The following is a 14,097-nucleotide window of genomic DNA, read 5'->3' as shown; positions in this document are numbered from 1 at the left end:
CCCTTGCCTGCGGATCAGGCGTGGCCGACGTCCCCGACCGAGAAGGCGCCGGTGCCGTTCTGTTCGGCCTGCTGCAGGTAGAGCTGGGCGAAATCGATCGGCTCGAGCAGCAGCGGCGGGAAGCCGCCGTCGCGGACGCAGTCGGCGAGCACGCGGCGTGCGAACGGGAACAGCAGGCGCGGCGCCTCGCCCAGCAGGAACGGCTGGATCGCGTCGGCCGGCACGTTGCGCAGCCCGAACAGGCCGGCATAGGTCAGGTCGACGATGAACGCGGTCTGGCCCTCGGCCTCCGCCTTGACGTCGATCTTCAGCAGCACCTCGTGCACCTCTTCGCCGACCTGCGCGGTGCCGATATTGAACTGCACGTCGATCGCGGGCGGGTTCGGGTTCTGGAAGATAGCGGGCGCGTTCGGATTCTCGAACGACAGATCCTTGACGTATTGCGAGATCAGGCCGGCGGCGGGCGCGGCATCCTCGCCGTTGGTCAGCGGCTGGGTGTCGAAGGTGGTGCCGTTGTCCTGGTCGGCCATGCGAATGATCCTCGATTGAAGCGATGACACGGGGACCGAAGCGGCCCATGGGGCGTTCGGTGCCGGTGGCGCCCGCGCCTAGCAGCGCCCGCAGGGACTTTCAACGCCGCGCGGGCGCAGGCGTGGTTTGAATCGTAACGGCTTTCGGCCTATGTATCGATCAAGATCGGAGGCACGGTGTTCTACGTAGTACTTCTCGCGATGGTGGCGGCCTTTCTGGCGCTCCGTCTCTACAGCGTGCTCGGCAAACGGACCGGCCACGAACAGCAACCGCTGCCGCGCGCGGCCGAGGATCGCCCCGCGGCGATTCCGGTGACCGCGCGCACGATCGACGCGACGCCAGAGGTGCGCGAACCGGCCAACCGCAACATCGAACCGCGTGCCGAAGCCGGCCTGCGCTCGATCGTGGCGGGCGAGCAGGGGTTCGACGTCAACCAGTTCCTGGGCGGCGCGCAGGCGGCGTACCGGATGACGCTGGAGGCGTTCTGGTCGGGCGACGAGAAGGCGCTGGCCGAACTCGCCGAACCCGATGTCGCGCATGCGTTCGGCGAGGCGATCGCCGCGCGCCGTGAAGCGGGCGAGACGCTGGAGAACCGGCTGGTGTCGATCGAACGCGCGGTAATCGCCGATGCCTCGCTCGAGGGTCGCGAGGCACGGATCACGGTGCGGTTCGATGCGGATATCGCCGCGGTGACCCGCGACGCCGACGGGACCGTCATCGCCGGATCACTGACCGACGCGGTCGAGACGCACGACGTCTGGACCTTCGCCCGGACGCTCAAGAGCCGCGATCCCAACTGGCGGCTCGCCGACACCGACGAGGAATAGGCGATCCTCACTGCCGTCGACCGGCCGGGGCGACCGGCCCGGCGGGTTTCGCCCCCTTGTCCTGACCGCGACGCTTGGGCACAGCGTCGCCGGGCCGCGCCGTGATCCGCGCGCGGCGACACGGGGACGATCGATGACCGCCATTCGCGCTTTCACCAGCATCGCACTGGCGCTGACGCTCGCCGCATGCGGCGGGCGCGTCGTGCCGGTGGGGACGGGGCAGGCGCCCGTCGTGGCACCGCCGCGCGGCACCGCGCCCCGTCCGACGCCGGCGCGGCAACCGATCACGTCCGGCCGGTCGTTCGATGGCCGCATCCAGCCCGCCGTGCCGATGGCGGCGGCACCCGTCGTCGCCAATCCGGCCGCCACGACCGCAGCCACCGCCGGTGTCCTCGCCGGCCCGCCCCTCGATACGTTGCCGATCACCGATGCGCAGGCGGAGGCGACGCGGCAGGCGTTTCTGGCGAGCTGCCCCGGCCTGATGCGCCGCGTCGATGCCTCGGGGCTGACCCGCGGCACCGACTGGCAACCCGCCTGCGCCGCGGCGGCAAGCGTGCCGCGCGGCGGTGCGCGCGGGTTCCTGCTGGCCCATTTCGAAACGGTGCAGGTCGGCGACGGCAAGGCGTTCGCGACCGGTTATTACGAGCCGGAGATCGCGGCCTCGCGCGACCGGCGGCCCGGTTATGCGGTGCCGATCTACGCGCGTCCCACCGACCTGATCGACGTCGACCTCGGCAAGTTCAGCGACACGCTGAAGGGCCGCAAGATCCGCGGACGCGTCGCGGGCAGCAACCTGATCCCCTATTACGACCGCGCCGCGATCGACGGCGGCGTGCTCGACGGCAAGGCGCCGGTGCTGGCCTGGGGTGCGGACGAGGCCGCGGTCTTCTTCCTCCAGATCCAGGGATCGGGCCGGTTGCGACTGCCCGACGGCGGGATCATGCGCGTCGGCTACGACACGCAGAACGGACGCGACTATACCGGGATCGGCGCGCTGATGAAGGCGCGCGGCCTGCTCCAGCCGGGGCAGACATCGATGCAGGGCATCGTCGCGTGGCTGCGCACGCATCCCGACGAGGGCCGCGCGATCATGCAGGAGAACAAGAGCTTCGTGTTCTTCCGTGAGCTCGACACGCCGCCGGTGGGCGCGATGGGCTATGTCGTCAACGGCGGGGTGAGCGTCGCTGCCGACGTCAAATACGTGCCGCTCGGCGCACCGGTGTTCCTGTCGATGGACCGGCAGGATGCGAGCGGGCTGTGGGTCGCGCAGGACACCGGCGGCGCGATCAAGGGCAGCAACCGGTTCGACACCTATTGGGGTGCCGGCCCCGTCGCCGAAGCCACCGCCGGCGGCATGGCGGCGCGCGGAACCGCGTTCCTGCTGCTGCCGGTCGGCACGCTCGCGCGGATGCAGGGCAACCGGTTCAGCCTGCCGTCGGGGCTCGATGCGCCAGCTCAACCCTGACGAGGCCGACCTGTGGGCGCGGGTGATGGCGACGGTGAAGCCGCTGCGCGCGGTCCCGCCGGCCGCGCGACCCGCCGTCGCCCCCGCGGCGGTCGCCTCGGCGACGCCGGTGAAGGCGACCAAACCGTCCAAGGCCCTGGTCCGCGCGGTGGCGGCCGGCCGGCCCTCGGCGACGCGGGTGGTCGCGATGCCGCCGCCGCCGCCGCGCCAGAACACGCTCGACGGCAGCTGGGACAAGAGACTGACGCGCGGCATCGTCAGTCCGGACAGCGCGATCGACCTGCACGGCCATACACTGTCCTCGGCACATGCGCTGCTCGACGACGGGCTGTCGCGGGCGATCGCGCGCGGCGACCGCGTGCTGCTGCTCGTCACCGGCAAGCCGCCGCGGCCGGAGAGCGAGCGCCCGCATGCCCGCGGCGCGATCCGCGCGGCGATCGCCGACTGGCTGGGGGCGTCGCGTCATGCCGACGCGATCGCGGCGGTGCGAGGCGCGCACCCGCGGCACGGCGGGCAGGGCGCGCTCTACATCGTGCTGCGGCGCGGTCGCGGCTGATTTCGCGTCAGCCCGCGCGGGCGATGACCTCCGCATAGACCGCCGCCAGCGCCTCCAGATCGGCGAGCGCGACCGCCTCGTCGACCTGATGCATCGTGGCATTGACCAGCCCGAATTCGACGGTGGGGCAGAGGCGAGAGAGGAAGCGCGCGTCCGACGTGCCGCCCGACGTCGAGGGTTCGGGCACCCGTCCCGTCACCGCGACGATCGCGTCGCTCACGATCGCGGTCCACGGCCCCGGTTCGGTCAGGAACGCCTCGCTCGACACCGTACCTGTCACCGTGGCCGCAGGGGCATGATCGTGCACGACCCCGCGCACGCGCTCGATCAGGTCGGGCCCTCGCTGCTCGTCGTTGAAGCGGATGTTGAGCCGCGCCGCGGCGCGCGCCGGGATGACGTTATGCGCGGGGTTGCCGACCGCGATCTCGGTGATCTCCAGGTTCGACGGCTGGAACCAGGCGTTGCCATGGTCGAGCCCCATCGTCTGGAGCGCGGCGAGCGCCTGCGCCAGCTTGCCGGCCGGATTGTCGGCGAGGTGCGGATAGGCGACATGGCCCTGCCGCCCCGGCACGTCGATCCAGATGTTGACCGAGCCGCGCCGGCCGATCTTCATCATGTCGCCGAGCTGCCGTACCGAGGTCGGCTCGCCGACGAGGCACAGGTCGGGCACGATTCCGCGGGCCGCCATCCGCTCGATCAGCGCGGGCGTGCCGAAGGTCGCGGGTCCTTCCTCGTCGCCGGTGACGAGCAGGCTCAGCGTCGGGCCGACGCTCCACGAGGCCGCGGCCGCGAAGGCGGCGATCGCGCCCTTCATGTCGACCGCACCGCGGCCGTACAGCATGTCGCTGCGGACCTCGCCCGACCAGGGCGATCCGTGCCATCCGTCGCCGGGCGGCACCACGTCGAGGTGGCCGGCGAACGCCAGATGGCGACCGGTGCCCTGGCGCAGCGCGATCATGTTCTCCACCGGTCCGTCGGGCGCCTCGCCAACGACGAAGCGGTCGATGGCGAAGCCGATCGGGGCGAGCGCGGATTCAAGGATATCGAACACCGGCCCACGCGCGGGCGTGACGCTGTCCGCGCGCAGCAGCGCCTGCGCGAGCGCGACGACGTCGATCACGCGGCGGTCATCCTGCGGGCGTCTGCTCATATTGCTGGATCACCCAATCCTCTTCCTGGGCGCCCGCGATCCAGTCCTGCATCCAGGGATGCTGGACAACCGCGTCGATATAGGCGGCGGCGAAGCGCGCGATCGGCAGCTGGTAGGAGATGATCCGGGTGCAGACGGGCGCGAACATGATGTCGGCCGCGCCGAAGGTCCCGAACAGGAACGCCCCGTCGCCGCCGAAGCGCGCGCGGGCCTGCGCCCACAATTCCATGATGCGGTGGAGATCGGCGATGACGTCGTCGTCCGGCCGCTGCGCCGGAAAGACCTGGCGGATGTTCATCGCATGCTTGCGGCGCAGGGCGGTGAAGCTCGAATGCATTTCCGCCGCCATCGATCGCGCCATCGCGCGCGCGGTTTCGTCCGCCGGCCAGAAGCGATCGCGCCCGACCTTGTCGGCGAGATAGTCGACGATCGCCAGGCTGTCCCAGACGACCGCCTCGCCGTCCCACAGGATCGGCACCTTGCCGCTCGACGGAGCGAATTCCGCACCTTCGCGCCGCCGGTCCCATTCGGCGTCGTAGAGCGGCACGACGACTTCCTCGAAGGGAAGGCCGGACTGTTTGCACGCCAGCCAGCCGCGCAGGCTCCAGGAGGAATAGGCCTTGTTGCCGATGATGAGCTTCATGTCCGCCGGACTAGCGGGCGGGGCGGGGCAGGTCTAGCGAAGAGCGGCGCGACGGGCCGGGTTCAGCCGATCGCCTCGAGCACCGCGGCGCGCAGTTCGGGGATGCCCATCCCGCCCTCGCTCGATGTCGCGAGGATGTCGGGGTGCGCCGCGGGCCGCTTGCGCGCCTCTGCGGTGACGCTCTCCATCACCGCGGCGAGTTCGCTCGCCTTCACCTTGTCCGCCTTGGTCAGGACGATGCGATAGCTGACCGCCGCCTTGTCGAGCATTTCGAGGATGTCGCGATCGACGTCCTTGATGCCGTGGCGCGAATCGATCAGCACCAGCACGCGCTTCAGCGTGTCGCGGCCGCGCAGGAAGTCGTTGACCAGGAACCGCCACTTGCGGACGACATCCTTGGGTGCCTTGGCAAAGCCATAGCCGGGCATGTCGACCAGCCGGAAGGCGAGGGGGGTGCCGACGTCGAAGAAGTTCAGCTCCTGCGTCCGCCCCGGCGTGTTCGACGTCCGCGCCAGGCCGTTGCGGCCGGTCAGCGCGTTGAGCAGCGACGACTTGCCGACGTTCGACCGGCCCGCGAACGCGACTTCCGGCACCACGGGAGCGGGCAGATGCTCGAGCGCGGGCGCCGATTTCAGGAAACCGATCGGCCCCGCGAAGGTCTTGCGCGCGGTCTCGATCGCCTCGGGCGTGAAGCCCTCGACCGCGGGGGTGGCGACGTCGTCGCTCACTTGGCCGCCGCGATCTTGAGGCCCGGATGCCGCGCATAGAGGATGCGTTGCTGGAGGATGGCGAGGAAGTTCGATGCGATCCAATAGACCTGCAACCCGACCGGGTAGCTCGCCATCACGAACATCAGCACCCACGGGATGATCGCGAACACCTGCTTCTGGGTGTCGTCCATCGGTGCCGGGTTCAGCTTGAACTGGAAGTACATCGAGATGCCGAGCAGGATCGGCACGACGCCGATCGCGATCATGTGCGGCGGGGTGAAGTGCAGATAGCCGAACAGGTTGAGCGGGGTCAGCGGATCGGGCGCGGACAGGTCCTTGATCCACGCGACGAACGGCTGGTGCCGCATCTCGATCGTCAGCATCAGCACCTTGTACAGCGCGTAGAAGATCGGGATCTGGAGCAGCGTCGGCAGGCAGCCCGCGACGGGATTGACCTTCTCCGTCTTGTAGAGGGCCATCACCTCCTGCTGCATGCGCGGCTTGTCGTCCTTGAAGCGTTCCTGCAGCGCCTTCATCTTCGGCTGGATCGCGCGCATCTTGGCCATGCTGGCGAACTGGCGCTGGGCGATCGGGAACATCAGGCCGCGGATCGTCAGCGTCAGCAGGATGATCGCGACGCCGAAATTGCCGACCATGCGGAACAGCCAGTCGAGATAGGTGAAGATCGGCTTTTCGACGATCTCGAACCAGCCCCAGTCGATCGCCTTGTCGAGCTTGGTGACACCGGCGTCGTTCTCGTAATGCTGGAGCGCCTTCACTTCCTTCGCGCCCGCGAAGAAGCGGCTGGTCTGGGTCAGCGCGCGGCCGGCGGGGAGCAGCTTGGGCGCGAACGCATAGTCCGCCTGATAGGCGGTGTTGGTGCCGGCACGGAACTGGCCGTCGAACTGCGCCTGCTGGTCGGGGACGAGCGCGGTCAGCCAGTATTTGTCGGTGAAGCCGAGCCAGCCGCCGGTCGTCGTGAAGCGCTCCGGTGCCTTGTCGAGATCCTTGAACTTGGTGCCGTAATCGGCGCCCCCGCCATGCACGGACATCGGACCGGTGTGGATCTGCCAGGTGCCGGGGTCCTTCGACACGCCGACGCGATTGACATAGCCATAGGGCGCGACCGGCACCGGCGTGGCGCCGGCGTTCTGCACCGTCTGGCGGACGGTGAACATATATTGGTCGTCGACCGACAATTCGATCGCGAAGCGCTGGCCGCTGGCGTTGGCTGCGGTCAGCGTCACCGGCCGGCCGGGTGCCAGCAGCGGCGACGACGCGGCCCAGACGGCGTCGGCGGCGGGCGGCTTCAGCCCGTCGTCGCGCCAGCCGAACCCCGCGAAATAGGCTTCCGGCGCACCGGCCGGCGACAGCAGCCGGATCGGCGGGGAATTCCTGGCGATCGTTTCCTTGTACTTGACCAGCACCAGGTCGTCGATGCGCGCGCCCTTCAGGTTGATCGACCCCTGCAACGTCGGCGTCATGATCCGGACGCGGGGGGATTCGCCGAGCACGACCTGGCGGTTGCGCACCGCGCCGGACGTGTCCGCGGTCGGATCGGCCGAGGGACGTGCGGGGATCGGTTGCGACTTGCCGTTGACGATCTTGGTCACCGGCGGGTTGGCCACGGGGAAGAACTTGCCCTGGATCAGCGGCCACGCGAACAGGATCAGTGCCGCGACGACCGCGAACAGCATGAAATTCTGACGTTCTTTGTTCAAGGTCTTGCCCCGTCGTAGCTCAAGGGACGGGATCGGGTCCGTACCCGCCCCATGGATGGCAGCGCGCGATCCGTTTCACCGCCAGCCAGCCCCCTTTGGCCGCGCCATAGCGGCGAAGCGCCGTGATTGCATAGGCCGAACACGATGGCTGATAGCGGCAGGTGGGCGGCAGGACCGCCGAAGGCCCCAATTGCCAACCCCGCGCGAGCAGGATGAGCGCCTTCGCGATCACCGTTTCGGTGTCCGGGGCGGCCGGGGGCGCGCCGGCGCGCTCTCGCCCCGCGCGATCTTCGCCAGCGCCTTGCCGAGTTCCGCGGTCAGCAGCGCATGGTCGCGCTCGATCCCGCCGTCGCGGCCGATCAGGACGTGGTCGGCGCCGGGGATGCCGCCAGCCGGCAACAGGTCGCGCGCCAACGCCCGCAACCGCCGTTTCATGCGGTTCCGGACGACGGCGTTGCCGACCTTCTTGGTGACGGTGAACCCGACGCGCATCGCGGGATCGCCGTCCTTCCGGTCGTGCACCAGCAGGACGAAGCCCGGCATCGGTGCACGCCGTCCCGCATTCGCCGCGAGGAAATCGCGGCGGCGGGTGAGTGTCGCGATTACGCCGACAGCTTCTTGCGGCCGCGGGCGCGGCGTGCGTGGATCACCGCCCGGCCGCCGACCGTCGCCATCCGTGCACGAAAGCCGTGGCGCCGCGCACGCACCAGGTTGCTCGGCTGAAAGGTCCGCTTCATGATTCATTCCCTGATCGTCTGAATAGAAAACGGCCGCCACGCGGGACGGCCTTGATGGGGCGCGCATAATGAGGGGCGTCGCCGAAGTCAACGCGGGGCCGTTTCGTCACGGCGCATCGCGGCGCGGGATTGCCGGTCGCGCGCATGGCGGCGCAGCGCGCTGCGTCGGCGCATCGTGCGGTCGACCAGCCCGCCGATCCGCGGCCAGCGCCGCTTGGCGCGTGCGAAGCGGACCTGCGCCCGGCGGGAATTGCGCAGGATCAGCACCAGCCCGCCGGCGAACAGGAAGATGCCGCCCGGTCCCGGCAGCGGCCCGACCGCCGCCGCACCGAGGATCAGCATACCGCCGAGGGTAAGCTGTGCGACGCGGGCGACGGGATGGCGATCCTGCATGGGCCTCACTTGGGGTCGGTGTGTTGCCGGGACAAGACGGCCGGGGACATGTTCGAAATGGTCCCATTCCCTGTCATGCGAAAACCGGTATGAACCGCGGGTGACGCCAGGGCGACGGGGGGAATGGGCATGGCGGCGATCGTTCAGACGGTGGCCTATCTGGGACTGGAGGCGCGGGGCGTCGAGGTGCAGGTGCAGCTCGTCCCCGGCCTGCCCGCGTTCGTCGTCGTCGGTCTCGGCGACAAGGCGGTGGCGGAAAGCCGCGAGCGGGTCCGCAGTGCGATATCCGCGATGGGCCTCGCGCTGCCGCCCAAGCGGATCGTGGTCAATCTGTCCCCCGCCGACCTGCCCAAGGAAGGATCGCATTTCGACCTGCCGATCGCGCTCGGTCTGCTCGGTGCGATGGGCGTGATCGACGTGGAGGCGCTGGCCGATTATTGCGTCGTCGGCGAACTGGGGCTCGACGGGCGGATCGCGCCGTCGCCGGGCGTCCTGCTCGCCGCGCTGCACGCCGGGGCGGAGGGCAGGGGGCTGATCTGTCCCGCCGCACAAGGGGCGGAGGCCGCCTGGGCGGGATCGGTCGAGGTGCTCGCCGCGCCCGACCTGCTCGCGCTCATCAACCACTTCAAGGGGCACGGGCTGCTCTCGCCGCCCGCGGCGGGCGAGGTCGAGCCGGTGGGAACCGGCCCCGACCTGCGTCAGGTGAAGGGGCAGGAGGTCGCCAAGCGCGCGCTGGAGATCGCGGCGGCGGGGGGCCACAACCTGCTGATGGTCGGGCCGCCCGGCGCCGGCAAATCGCTCATGGCGTCCTGCCTGCCCGGGATCCTGCCGCCGCTCGATGCGGCCGAGGCGCTGGAGGTGTCGATGGTCCGCTCCGTCGCGGGCACGCTCGGCAACGGCCGGCTGACCCGCAACCGCCCGTTCCGCAGTCCGCACCACAGCGCATCGATGGCGGCGCTGACCGGGGGCGGGCTGAAGGTGAAGCCGGGGGAGGTCAGCCTCGCGCATCTGGGGGTGCTGTTCCTCGACGAGCTGCCTGAATTCCAGCGCGGCGTGCTCGATTCGCTACGCCAGCCGCTGGAGGCGGGCGTCGTCAGCGTCGCACGGGCCAATGCGCACGTCACCTTTCCGGCGCGGGTGCAATTGATCGCGGCGATGAATCCGTGCCGTTGCGGCCATCTGGGCGATGCCAGCCTGGCGTGCGCCCGCGCGCCGCGATGCGCCGCCGATTACCAGGCGAAGGTGTCGGGCCCGCTGCTGGACCGCATCGACCTGCATGTCGAGGTCGCGGCGGTCGGTGCGGCGGATCTCGCGCTGCCGCCCGCCGCCGAAGGATCGCGCGAGGTCGCGGCAAGGGTGGCCGCGGCCCGTGCGATCCAGACCGCACGCTATGCGGGGGAGGAGGCACGGACCAACGCGGACGCCGACGGTGCACTGCTCGATCGCGTCGCCACCCCCGATGCGGCCGGCGGCGCGCTGCTGGCGCAGGCCGCGGACGCGATGCGCATGTCCGCGCGCGGTTATACCCGGGTGCTCCGCGTCGCGCGGACGATCGCCGATCTCGCCGGCAGTCCGGTCGTCACCCGCATCCACGTCGCCGAAGCGCTCGGCTATCGCCGCCGTGCGCCGATCGCCTGATCGCCAAGGCGTCAATGCCGCGGCCGGTCGCGATCCTCCAGCAGCGCGATGCACTGGCTGAGCAGCGCGGCGATCAGATGGTCGCCGATCAGGTCGGCCTGTTCCAGCGCCCCCCGGATCTGCGCATGCAGCGCATCTTGCTCGATCGTCATGCGGGCCACATCGTCCAGTTCCTTACGCAGGTTCAGCAAGCACGGACGCGGGGCCGCCGCAAGGCCGTGCATGACAAACACGTGGTGAGGACACCGGTCCGCGCCGTCCGCGGATATCGCGCCCGCGCCACTTGCGGCGCCGCGGCCAACCCGCTACCGGGCGTCACTTCGCTGCCCCTGTGGCGAAATTGGTAGACGCATTCGACTCAAAATCGAACGCCGCAAGGCATGCTGGTTCGAGTCCGGCCAGGGGCACCATCCATCGAAATCGGGCGTGATGATGCCGCCGGACGATCGGGCCGGACCGTTTTCGACCGATGGTTTCGGTCGTCCGCCAATCGTGTATAGGCGGGCGATGGACTCCGGACCGACGACCAATCCGCTGCTCGACACGCTGGCGCTGCCGCGTTTCGCCGAGATCACGCCCGCGCTGATCGCACCCGCGCTCGATGCCGCGATCGCGGATCACGCCGCGACCGTCGCGGCGATCACCACCGCGCGGCCGACCACCTTCGCCGAGGCATGGCTGCCGCTGGAACGCGCCAACGTCGCGCTCGACGCGATCTGGTCGGCGGTGTCGCACCTGCATGCGGTGGCGGACACGCCGGCGTTGCGGGCCGCGCATGCCGAGGGACAGGCGCGGCTGGTCGAGAATGCGATGGCGGTCGGTCAGAACCGCGACCTGTACGACGTGCTCGTCGCCTTGTCGGTGTCGCCCGACTTCGCCGGATTGCCGGTCGCCGATCGCGTCGCGGTCGAGCATGCGATCCGCGACTTCACCCTGTCGGGCGTCGCGCTGGATGCCGGGGCACGCGACCGGTTCCGGGCGGTGTCGGTCGAATTGTCGTCGCTGTCCAACGACTTCGGCAGTGCGGTGCTCGATGCGACCGAAGCCTGGACGCTCGACGTCGCCGACGAAGCCGACCTTGCCGGTATCCCGGATGCGGACAAGGCGATGTTCCGCGACGCCGCGGCGGCGCATGGCGGCGAGGGCTGGCGCGTCACGCTGCACCAGCCGAGCGTCAGCGCGGTCCTGACCTTCGCGGAGAATCGCACGCTGCGCGCCCGCGTCTACGAAGCGTTCGGCACGCGCGCGTCCGATCGCGGACCCGACGCGGGTCGGTTCGACAACGGGCCGCGCATCGCCCGCATCCTGGCGCTGCGGCGCGAGGCGGCGGCGCTGCTCGGATTCGCCGATCCGGTCGCCTGGTCGCTCGCCACCAAGATGGCGCCGAACGCGGGCGAGGTGCTCGCCTTCCTCCGCGACCTCGGCACCCGTGCGCGACCGGCGGCGATGCGCGACCTGGACGAGATGCGCGCCTTCGCGGCGGAAACGCTCGGCATCGACGACCTGCAACCGTGGGACGTCGGCTTCGTCGCCAATCGCCTGCGCCAGGCGCGCTATGCGGTCGACGAGCAGGAGGTGCGCGGCTATTTCCCCGTCGCGCGCGTGGTCGAGGGGTGGCAGGCGCTGCTGACGCGGCTGTTCGGGGTGCGATTGGCGCGGCGCGCGGACGTCGCGACCTATCATCCCGACGCGCACTATTACGACCTGATCGACGAACGCGGCGCGGCGATCGCGGGCCTGTATGTCGATCTTCACGCGCGCACGGGCAAGCGCGGCGGCGCGTGGATGGGCGAGGCGCGGCCGCGGCTGCGCGACGGCAACATCTCTACGGTGCCGGTCGCCTATCTCGTCTGCAATTTCGCGCCGCAGGGGGGCGAGACGCCGTCGCTGCTCAGCCACAACGACGTCACGACGCTGTTGCACGAGACGGGGCATTGCCTGCACCACCTGTTCACGCGGGTCGACCGGCCGAGCATCGCCGGGACGAGCGGCTTCGAATGGGACGCGATCGAGCTGCCGAGCCAGCTGATGGAGGATTTCGCCTGGGATCGCGACGTGCTGACCGGCATGTCCGGGCATCACGAGACGGGCGCGCCGCTGCCCGGCGACCTGTTCGACCGGATGGTGACGGCGCGGCATTTCCAGGCGGGGCTGTTCATCGTCCGCCAGGTCGAATTCGCGCTGTTCGATCTGCTGCTGCATCTGGGCACGATGGGGTCCGACCCGATGGAGGTCATCGAGGCGGTGCGCGACGAGATCGCGGTGATCCGCCCGCCCGCGTGGCAGCGTTTCCCGCATGCGTTCAGCCATATCTTCGCGGGCGGCTACGCATCGGGCTATTACAGCTACCTCTGGGCCGAATTGCTTGCCGCCGACGGATTCCAGCGGTTCGTCGAGGCGGGGCTGGTCGATCGCGCGACCGGCGACCTGTTCCGCGAACAGGTGCTCTCGCGCGGGGCGACGCGGCCCGCCGCGGACAGCTTCCGCGCGTTCCGCGGGCGCGACGCCGATCCGTCGGCGATGCTGGTCCGGCACGGCCTGCGATGACCGCCGTATCGACGACGCGCGGCTGGGCAGCCGAGGCGGTCCGGCGGATCGAGGCGGATTACAACCGCTCGGCCGACACCCATCTCATCCGCCTCGATTTGCCGCACCACCCCGGCATCACGTTGTATCTGAAGGACGAAAGTTCGCATCCGACGGGCAGCCTGAAGCATCGGCTGGCGCGGTCGCTGTTCCTCTATGCGCTGTGCAATGCGTGGATCGGGCCGGATACGTGCGTGATCGAGGCGTCGTCCGGCTCGACGGCGGTCAGCGAAGCCTATTTCGCGCGCATGCTCGGCCTGCGCTTCATCGCGGTGGTGCCGGCGAGTACCGCCGCGCCCAAGCTCGACGCGATCCGCTTCTACGGCGGCGAGATCCACATGGTCGACGATCCGCGCACCGTCTATGACGTCGCGCACCGCCTCGCCGCGGAAACCGGCGGTCATTACATCGACCAGTTCACCTATGCCGAGCGCGCGACCGACTGGCGCGGCAACAACAATATCGCCGAAAGCATCTTCGCGCAGATGACGTTCGAGGAGCATCCGGTGCCCGCCTGGATCGTCTGTGGCGCGGGCACGGGCGGCACGTCGGCGACCATCGGACGCTTCATCCGCTATTCGCGCCACGCCACCCGGCTGTGCGTCGCCGATCCGGTCCACTCGGTCTTCCACCGCCATTTCGCCGATCCGGCCGTCACCGCACTGCCGGAGGGTTGCGCGAGCTGTATCGAGGGCATCGGCCGGCCGCGGGTCGAGCCGAGCTTCATCCCGTCGGTCATCGACCGGATGATCGGGGTGGCGGATGCCGACAGCATCGGCGCGATGAAGGCGCTGTCGGATCGGCTCGGACGGCGCGTCGGCGGGTCGACGGGCACCAACCTGATCGGCTGCATGGCCGTTGCCGACACATTGCTGGCGGCGGGGGGGGCGGGCAGCATCGTCACGCTGCTGTGCGACGGCGGCGAACGCTATGCCTGCACCTATTATGACGATGCCTGGCTGGCGGCACGCGCGGTCGACTGGCAACCGGCGCATGCACGGGCGCGCCGGTTCCTCGGCTGACGATGGGGCGGGCCGATGGCCGTGGGGGAAGCGGCGGTACCCCCGCTGGTGGCGCACGCCCGCACGCGGACGGTTGATGGGCGGTCCGACGCGCCGCGCCGCTTCCCGACGGTGACCG

Annotated in this window: 16 protein-coding genes and 1 tRNA gene; 7 read left to right on the top strand and 10 right to left on the bottom strand. The window is 70.1% G+C overall.

Going from position 1 to position 14,097, the window contains the following annotated elements; genetic code table 11:
* Nucleotides 1–14: 14 nt before the first annotated feature.
* On the bottom strand, nucleotides 15–530 hold the full coding sequence (gene secB, locus LPN01_RS03825; RefSeq protein WP_262827002.1) for a protein-export chaperone SecB: 516 nt from the start codon (nucleotides 528–530) through the stop codon (nucleotides 15–17).
* Between the two features lie 177 nt (nucleotides 531–707).
* Here secB and LPN01_RS03820 point away from each other — a divergent pair, with 177 nt between their 5' ends.
* The 3 genes from LPN01_RS03820 to LPN01_RS03810 all read left to right on the top strand — a co-directional run bounded on the left by LPN01_RS03820 (nucleotide 708) and on the right by LPN01_RS03810 (nucleotide 3,379).
* Nucleotides 708–1,358 carry a Tim44/TimA family putative adaptor protein gene (locus tag LPN01_RS03820; RefSeq protein ID WP_262827001.1) on the top strand — a complete coding sequence of 217 codons (651 nt, stop codon included), beginning with the start codon at nucleotides 708–710 and terminating at the stop codon, nucleotides 1,356–1,358.
* Nucleotides 1,359–1,491: 133 nt separating this feature from the next.
* Entirely contained in the window at nucleotides 1,492–2,823 is a 1,332-nt protein-coding gene (locus tag LPN01_RS03815) for a murein transglycosylase A (protein WP_262827000.1), read from the top strand.
* Nucleotides 2,804–3,379 (top strand): Smr/MutS family protein, encoded by a 576-nt coding sequence (locus LPN01_RS03810; protein WP_262826999.1) that lies wholly within the window; start codon nucleotides 2,804–2,806, stop codon nucleotides 3,377–3,379. Before LPN01_RS03815 ends, LPN01_RS03810 begins: the two co-directional genes overlap by 20 nt.
* A 7-nt stretch (nucleotides 3,380–3,386) precedes the next feature.
* On the opposite strand, the gene dapE is transcribed toward LPN01_RS03810, so the two are convergent.
* The 8 genes from dapE to LPN01_RS03770 all read right to left on the bottom strand — a co-directional run bounded on the left by dapE (nucleotide 3,387) and on the right by LPN01_RS03770 (nucleotide 8,733).
* Nucleotides 3,387–4,529: a succinyl-diaminopimelate desuccinylase gene (gene dapE, locus LPN01_RS03805; protein ID WP_410482781.1), complete on the bottom strand. Its 1,143-nt coding sequence runs from the start codon at nucleotides 4,527–4,529 to the stop codon at nucleotides 3,387–3,389.
* On the bottom strand, nucleotides 4,507–5,172 hold the full coding sequence (locus LPN01_RS03800; protein WP_262826997.1) for a glutathione S-transferase family protein: 666 nt from the start codon (nucleotides 5,170–5,172) through the stop codon (nucleotides 4,507–4,509). Before LPN01_RS03800 ends, dapE begins: the two co-directional genes overlap by 23 nt.
* Before the next feature lie 62 nt (nucleotides 5,173–5,234).
* Complete coding sequence (gene yihA / locus LPN01_RS03795) at nucleotides 5,235–5,900, bottom strand: ribosome biogenesis GTP-binding protein YihA/YsxC (protein ID WP_262826996.1); 666 nt, start codon at nucleotides 5,898–5,900, stop codon at nucleotides 5,235–5,237.
* Entirely contained in the window at nucleotides 5,897–7,603 is a 1,707-nt protein-coding gene (yidC, locus tag LPN01_RS03790) for a membrane protein insertase YidC (RefSeq protein WP_262826995.1), read from the bottom strand. The genes yihA and yidC overlap by 4 nt, the downstream gene beginning before the upstream one ends.
* Before the next feature lie 19 nt (nucleotides 7,604–7,622).
* Nucleotides 7,623–7,835: a membrane protein insertion efficiency factor YidD gene (gene yidD, locus LPN01_RS03785; RefSeq protein ID WP_262826994.1), complete on the bottom strand. Its 213-nt coding sequence runs from the start codon at nucleotides 7,833–7,835 to the stop codon at nucleotides 7,623–7,625.
* Complete coding sequence (gene rnpA, locus LPN01_RS03780) at nucleotides 7,832–8,146, bottom strand: ribonuclease P protein component (protein WP_410482780.1); 315 nt, start codon at nucleotides 8,144–8,146, stop codon at nucleotides 7,832–7,834. Before rnpA ends, yidD begins: the two co-directional genes overlap by 4 nt.
* Nucleotides 8,147–8,205: 59 nt before the next feature.
* Complete coding sequence (gene rpmH / locus LPN01_RS03775; RefSeq protein WP_031393806.1) at nucleotides 8,206–8,340, bottom strand: 50S ribosomal protein L34; 135 nt, start codon at nucleotides 8,338–8,340, stop codon at nucleotides 8,206–8,208.
* Nucleotides 8,341–8,427: 87 nt separating this feature from the next.
* A complete protein-coding gene (locus tag LPN01_RS03770; protein WP_262826993.1) occupies nucleotides 8,428–8,733 on the bottom strand; it encodes a hypothetical protein in 306 nt (101 codons plus the stop codon).
* Between the two features lie 129 nt (nucleotides 8,734–8,862).
* Here LPN01_RS03770 and LPN01_RS03765 point away from each other — a divergent pair, with 129 nt between their 5' ends.
* Complete coding sequence (locus LPN01_RS03765; RefSeq protein ID WP_262826992.1) at nucleotides 8,863–10,371, top strand: YifB family Mg chelatase-like AAA ATPase; 1,509 nt, start codon at nucleotides 8,863–8,865, stop codon at nucleotides 10,369–10,371.
* Between the two features lie 11 nt (nucleotides 10,372–10,382).
* Here the strand turns inward: LPN01_RS03765 and LPN01_RS03760 are convergent, their stop codons facing one another.
* Nucleotides 10,383–10,523, bottom strand: a complete 141-nt coding sequence (locus LPN01_RS03760; protein ID WP_262826991.1) for a hypothetical protein — start codon at nucleotides 10,521–10,523, stop codon at nucleotides 10,383–10,385.
* A 173-nt stretch (nucleotides 10,524–10,696) separates the two neighbouring features.
* On the opposite strand from LPN01_RS03760, the gene LPN01_RS03755 reads away from it, so the two are divergent.
* From LPN01_RS03755 to LPN01_RS03745, 3 genes are all read left to right on the top strand, one after another.
* A tRNA-Leu gene (locus LPN01_RS03755) sits at nucleotides 10,697–10,781 on the top strand.
* Nucleotides 10,782–10,878: 97 nt separating this feature from the next.
* Entirely contained in the window at nucleotides 10,879–12,918 is a 2,040-nt protein-coding gene (locus LPN01_RS03750) for a M3 family metallopeptidase (RefSeq protein ID WP_262826990.1), read from the top strand.
* Nucleotides 12,915–13,979 carry a PLP-dependent cysteine synthase family protein gene (locus tag LPN01_RS03745; protein ID WP_262826989.1) on the top strand — a complete coding sequence of 355 codons (1,065 nt, stop codon included), beginning with the start codon at nucleotides 12,915–12,917 and terminating at the stop codon, nucleotides 13,977–13,979. Before LPN01_RS03750 ends, LPN01_RS03745 begins: the two co-directional genes overlap by 4 nt.
* Nucleotides 13,980–14,097: the final 118 nt, after the last annotated feature.

It is taken from the genome of Sphingomonas sp. A2-49 (genome assembly GCF_025548555.1).
In the GTDB taxonomy this organism is placed as follows: Bacteria; Pseudomonadota; Alphaproteobacteria; order Sphingomonadales; family Sphingomonadaceae; genus Sphingomonas.
Note: the sequence above shows the minus strand (reverse complement) of the source record. Positions and strands in the feature narration are given on the sequence as shown.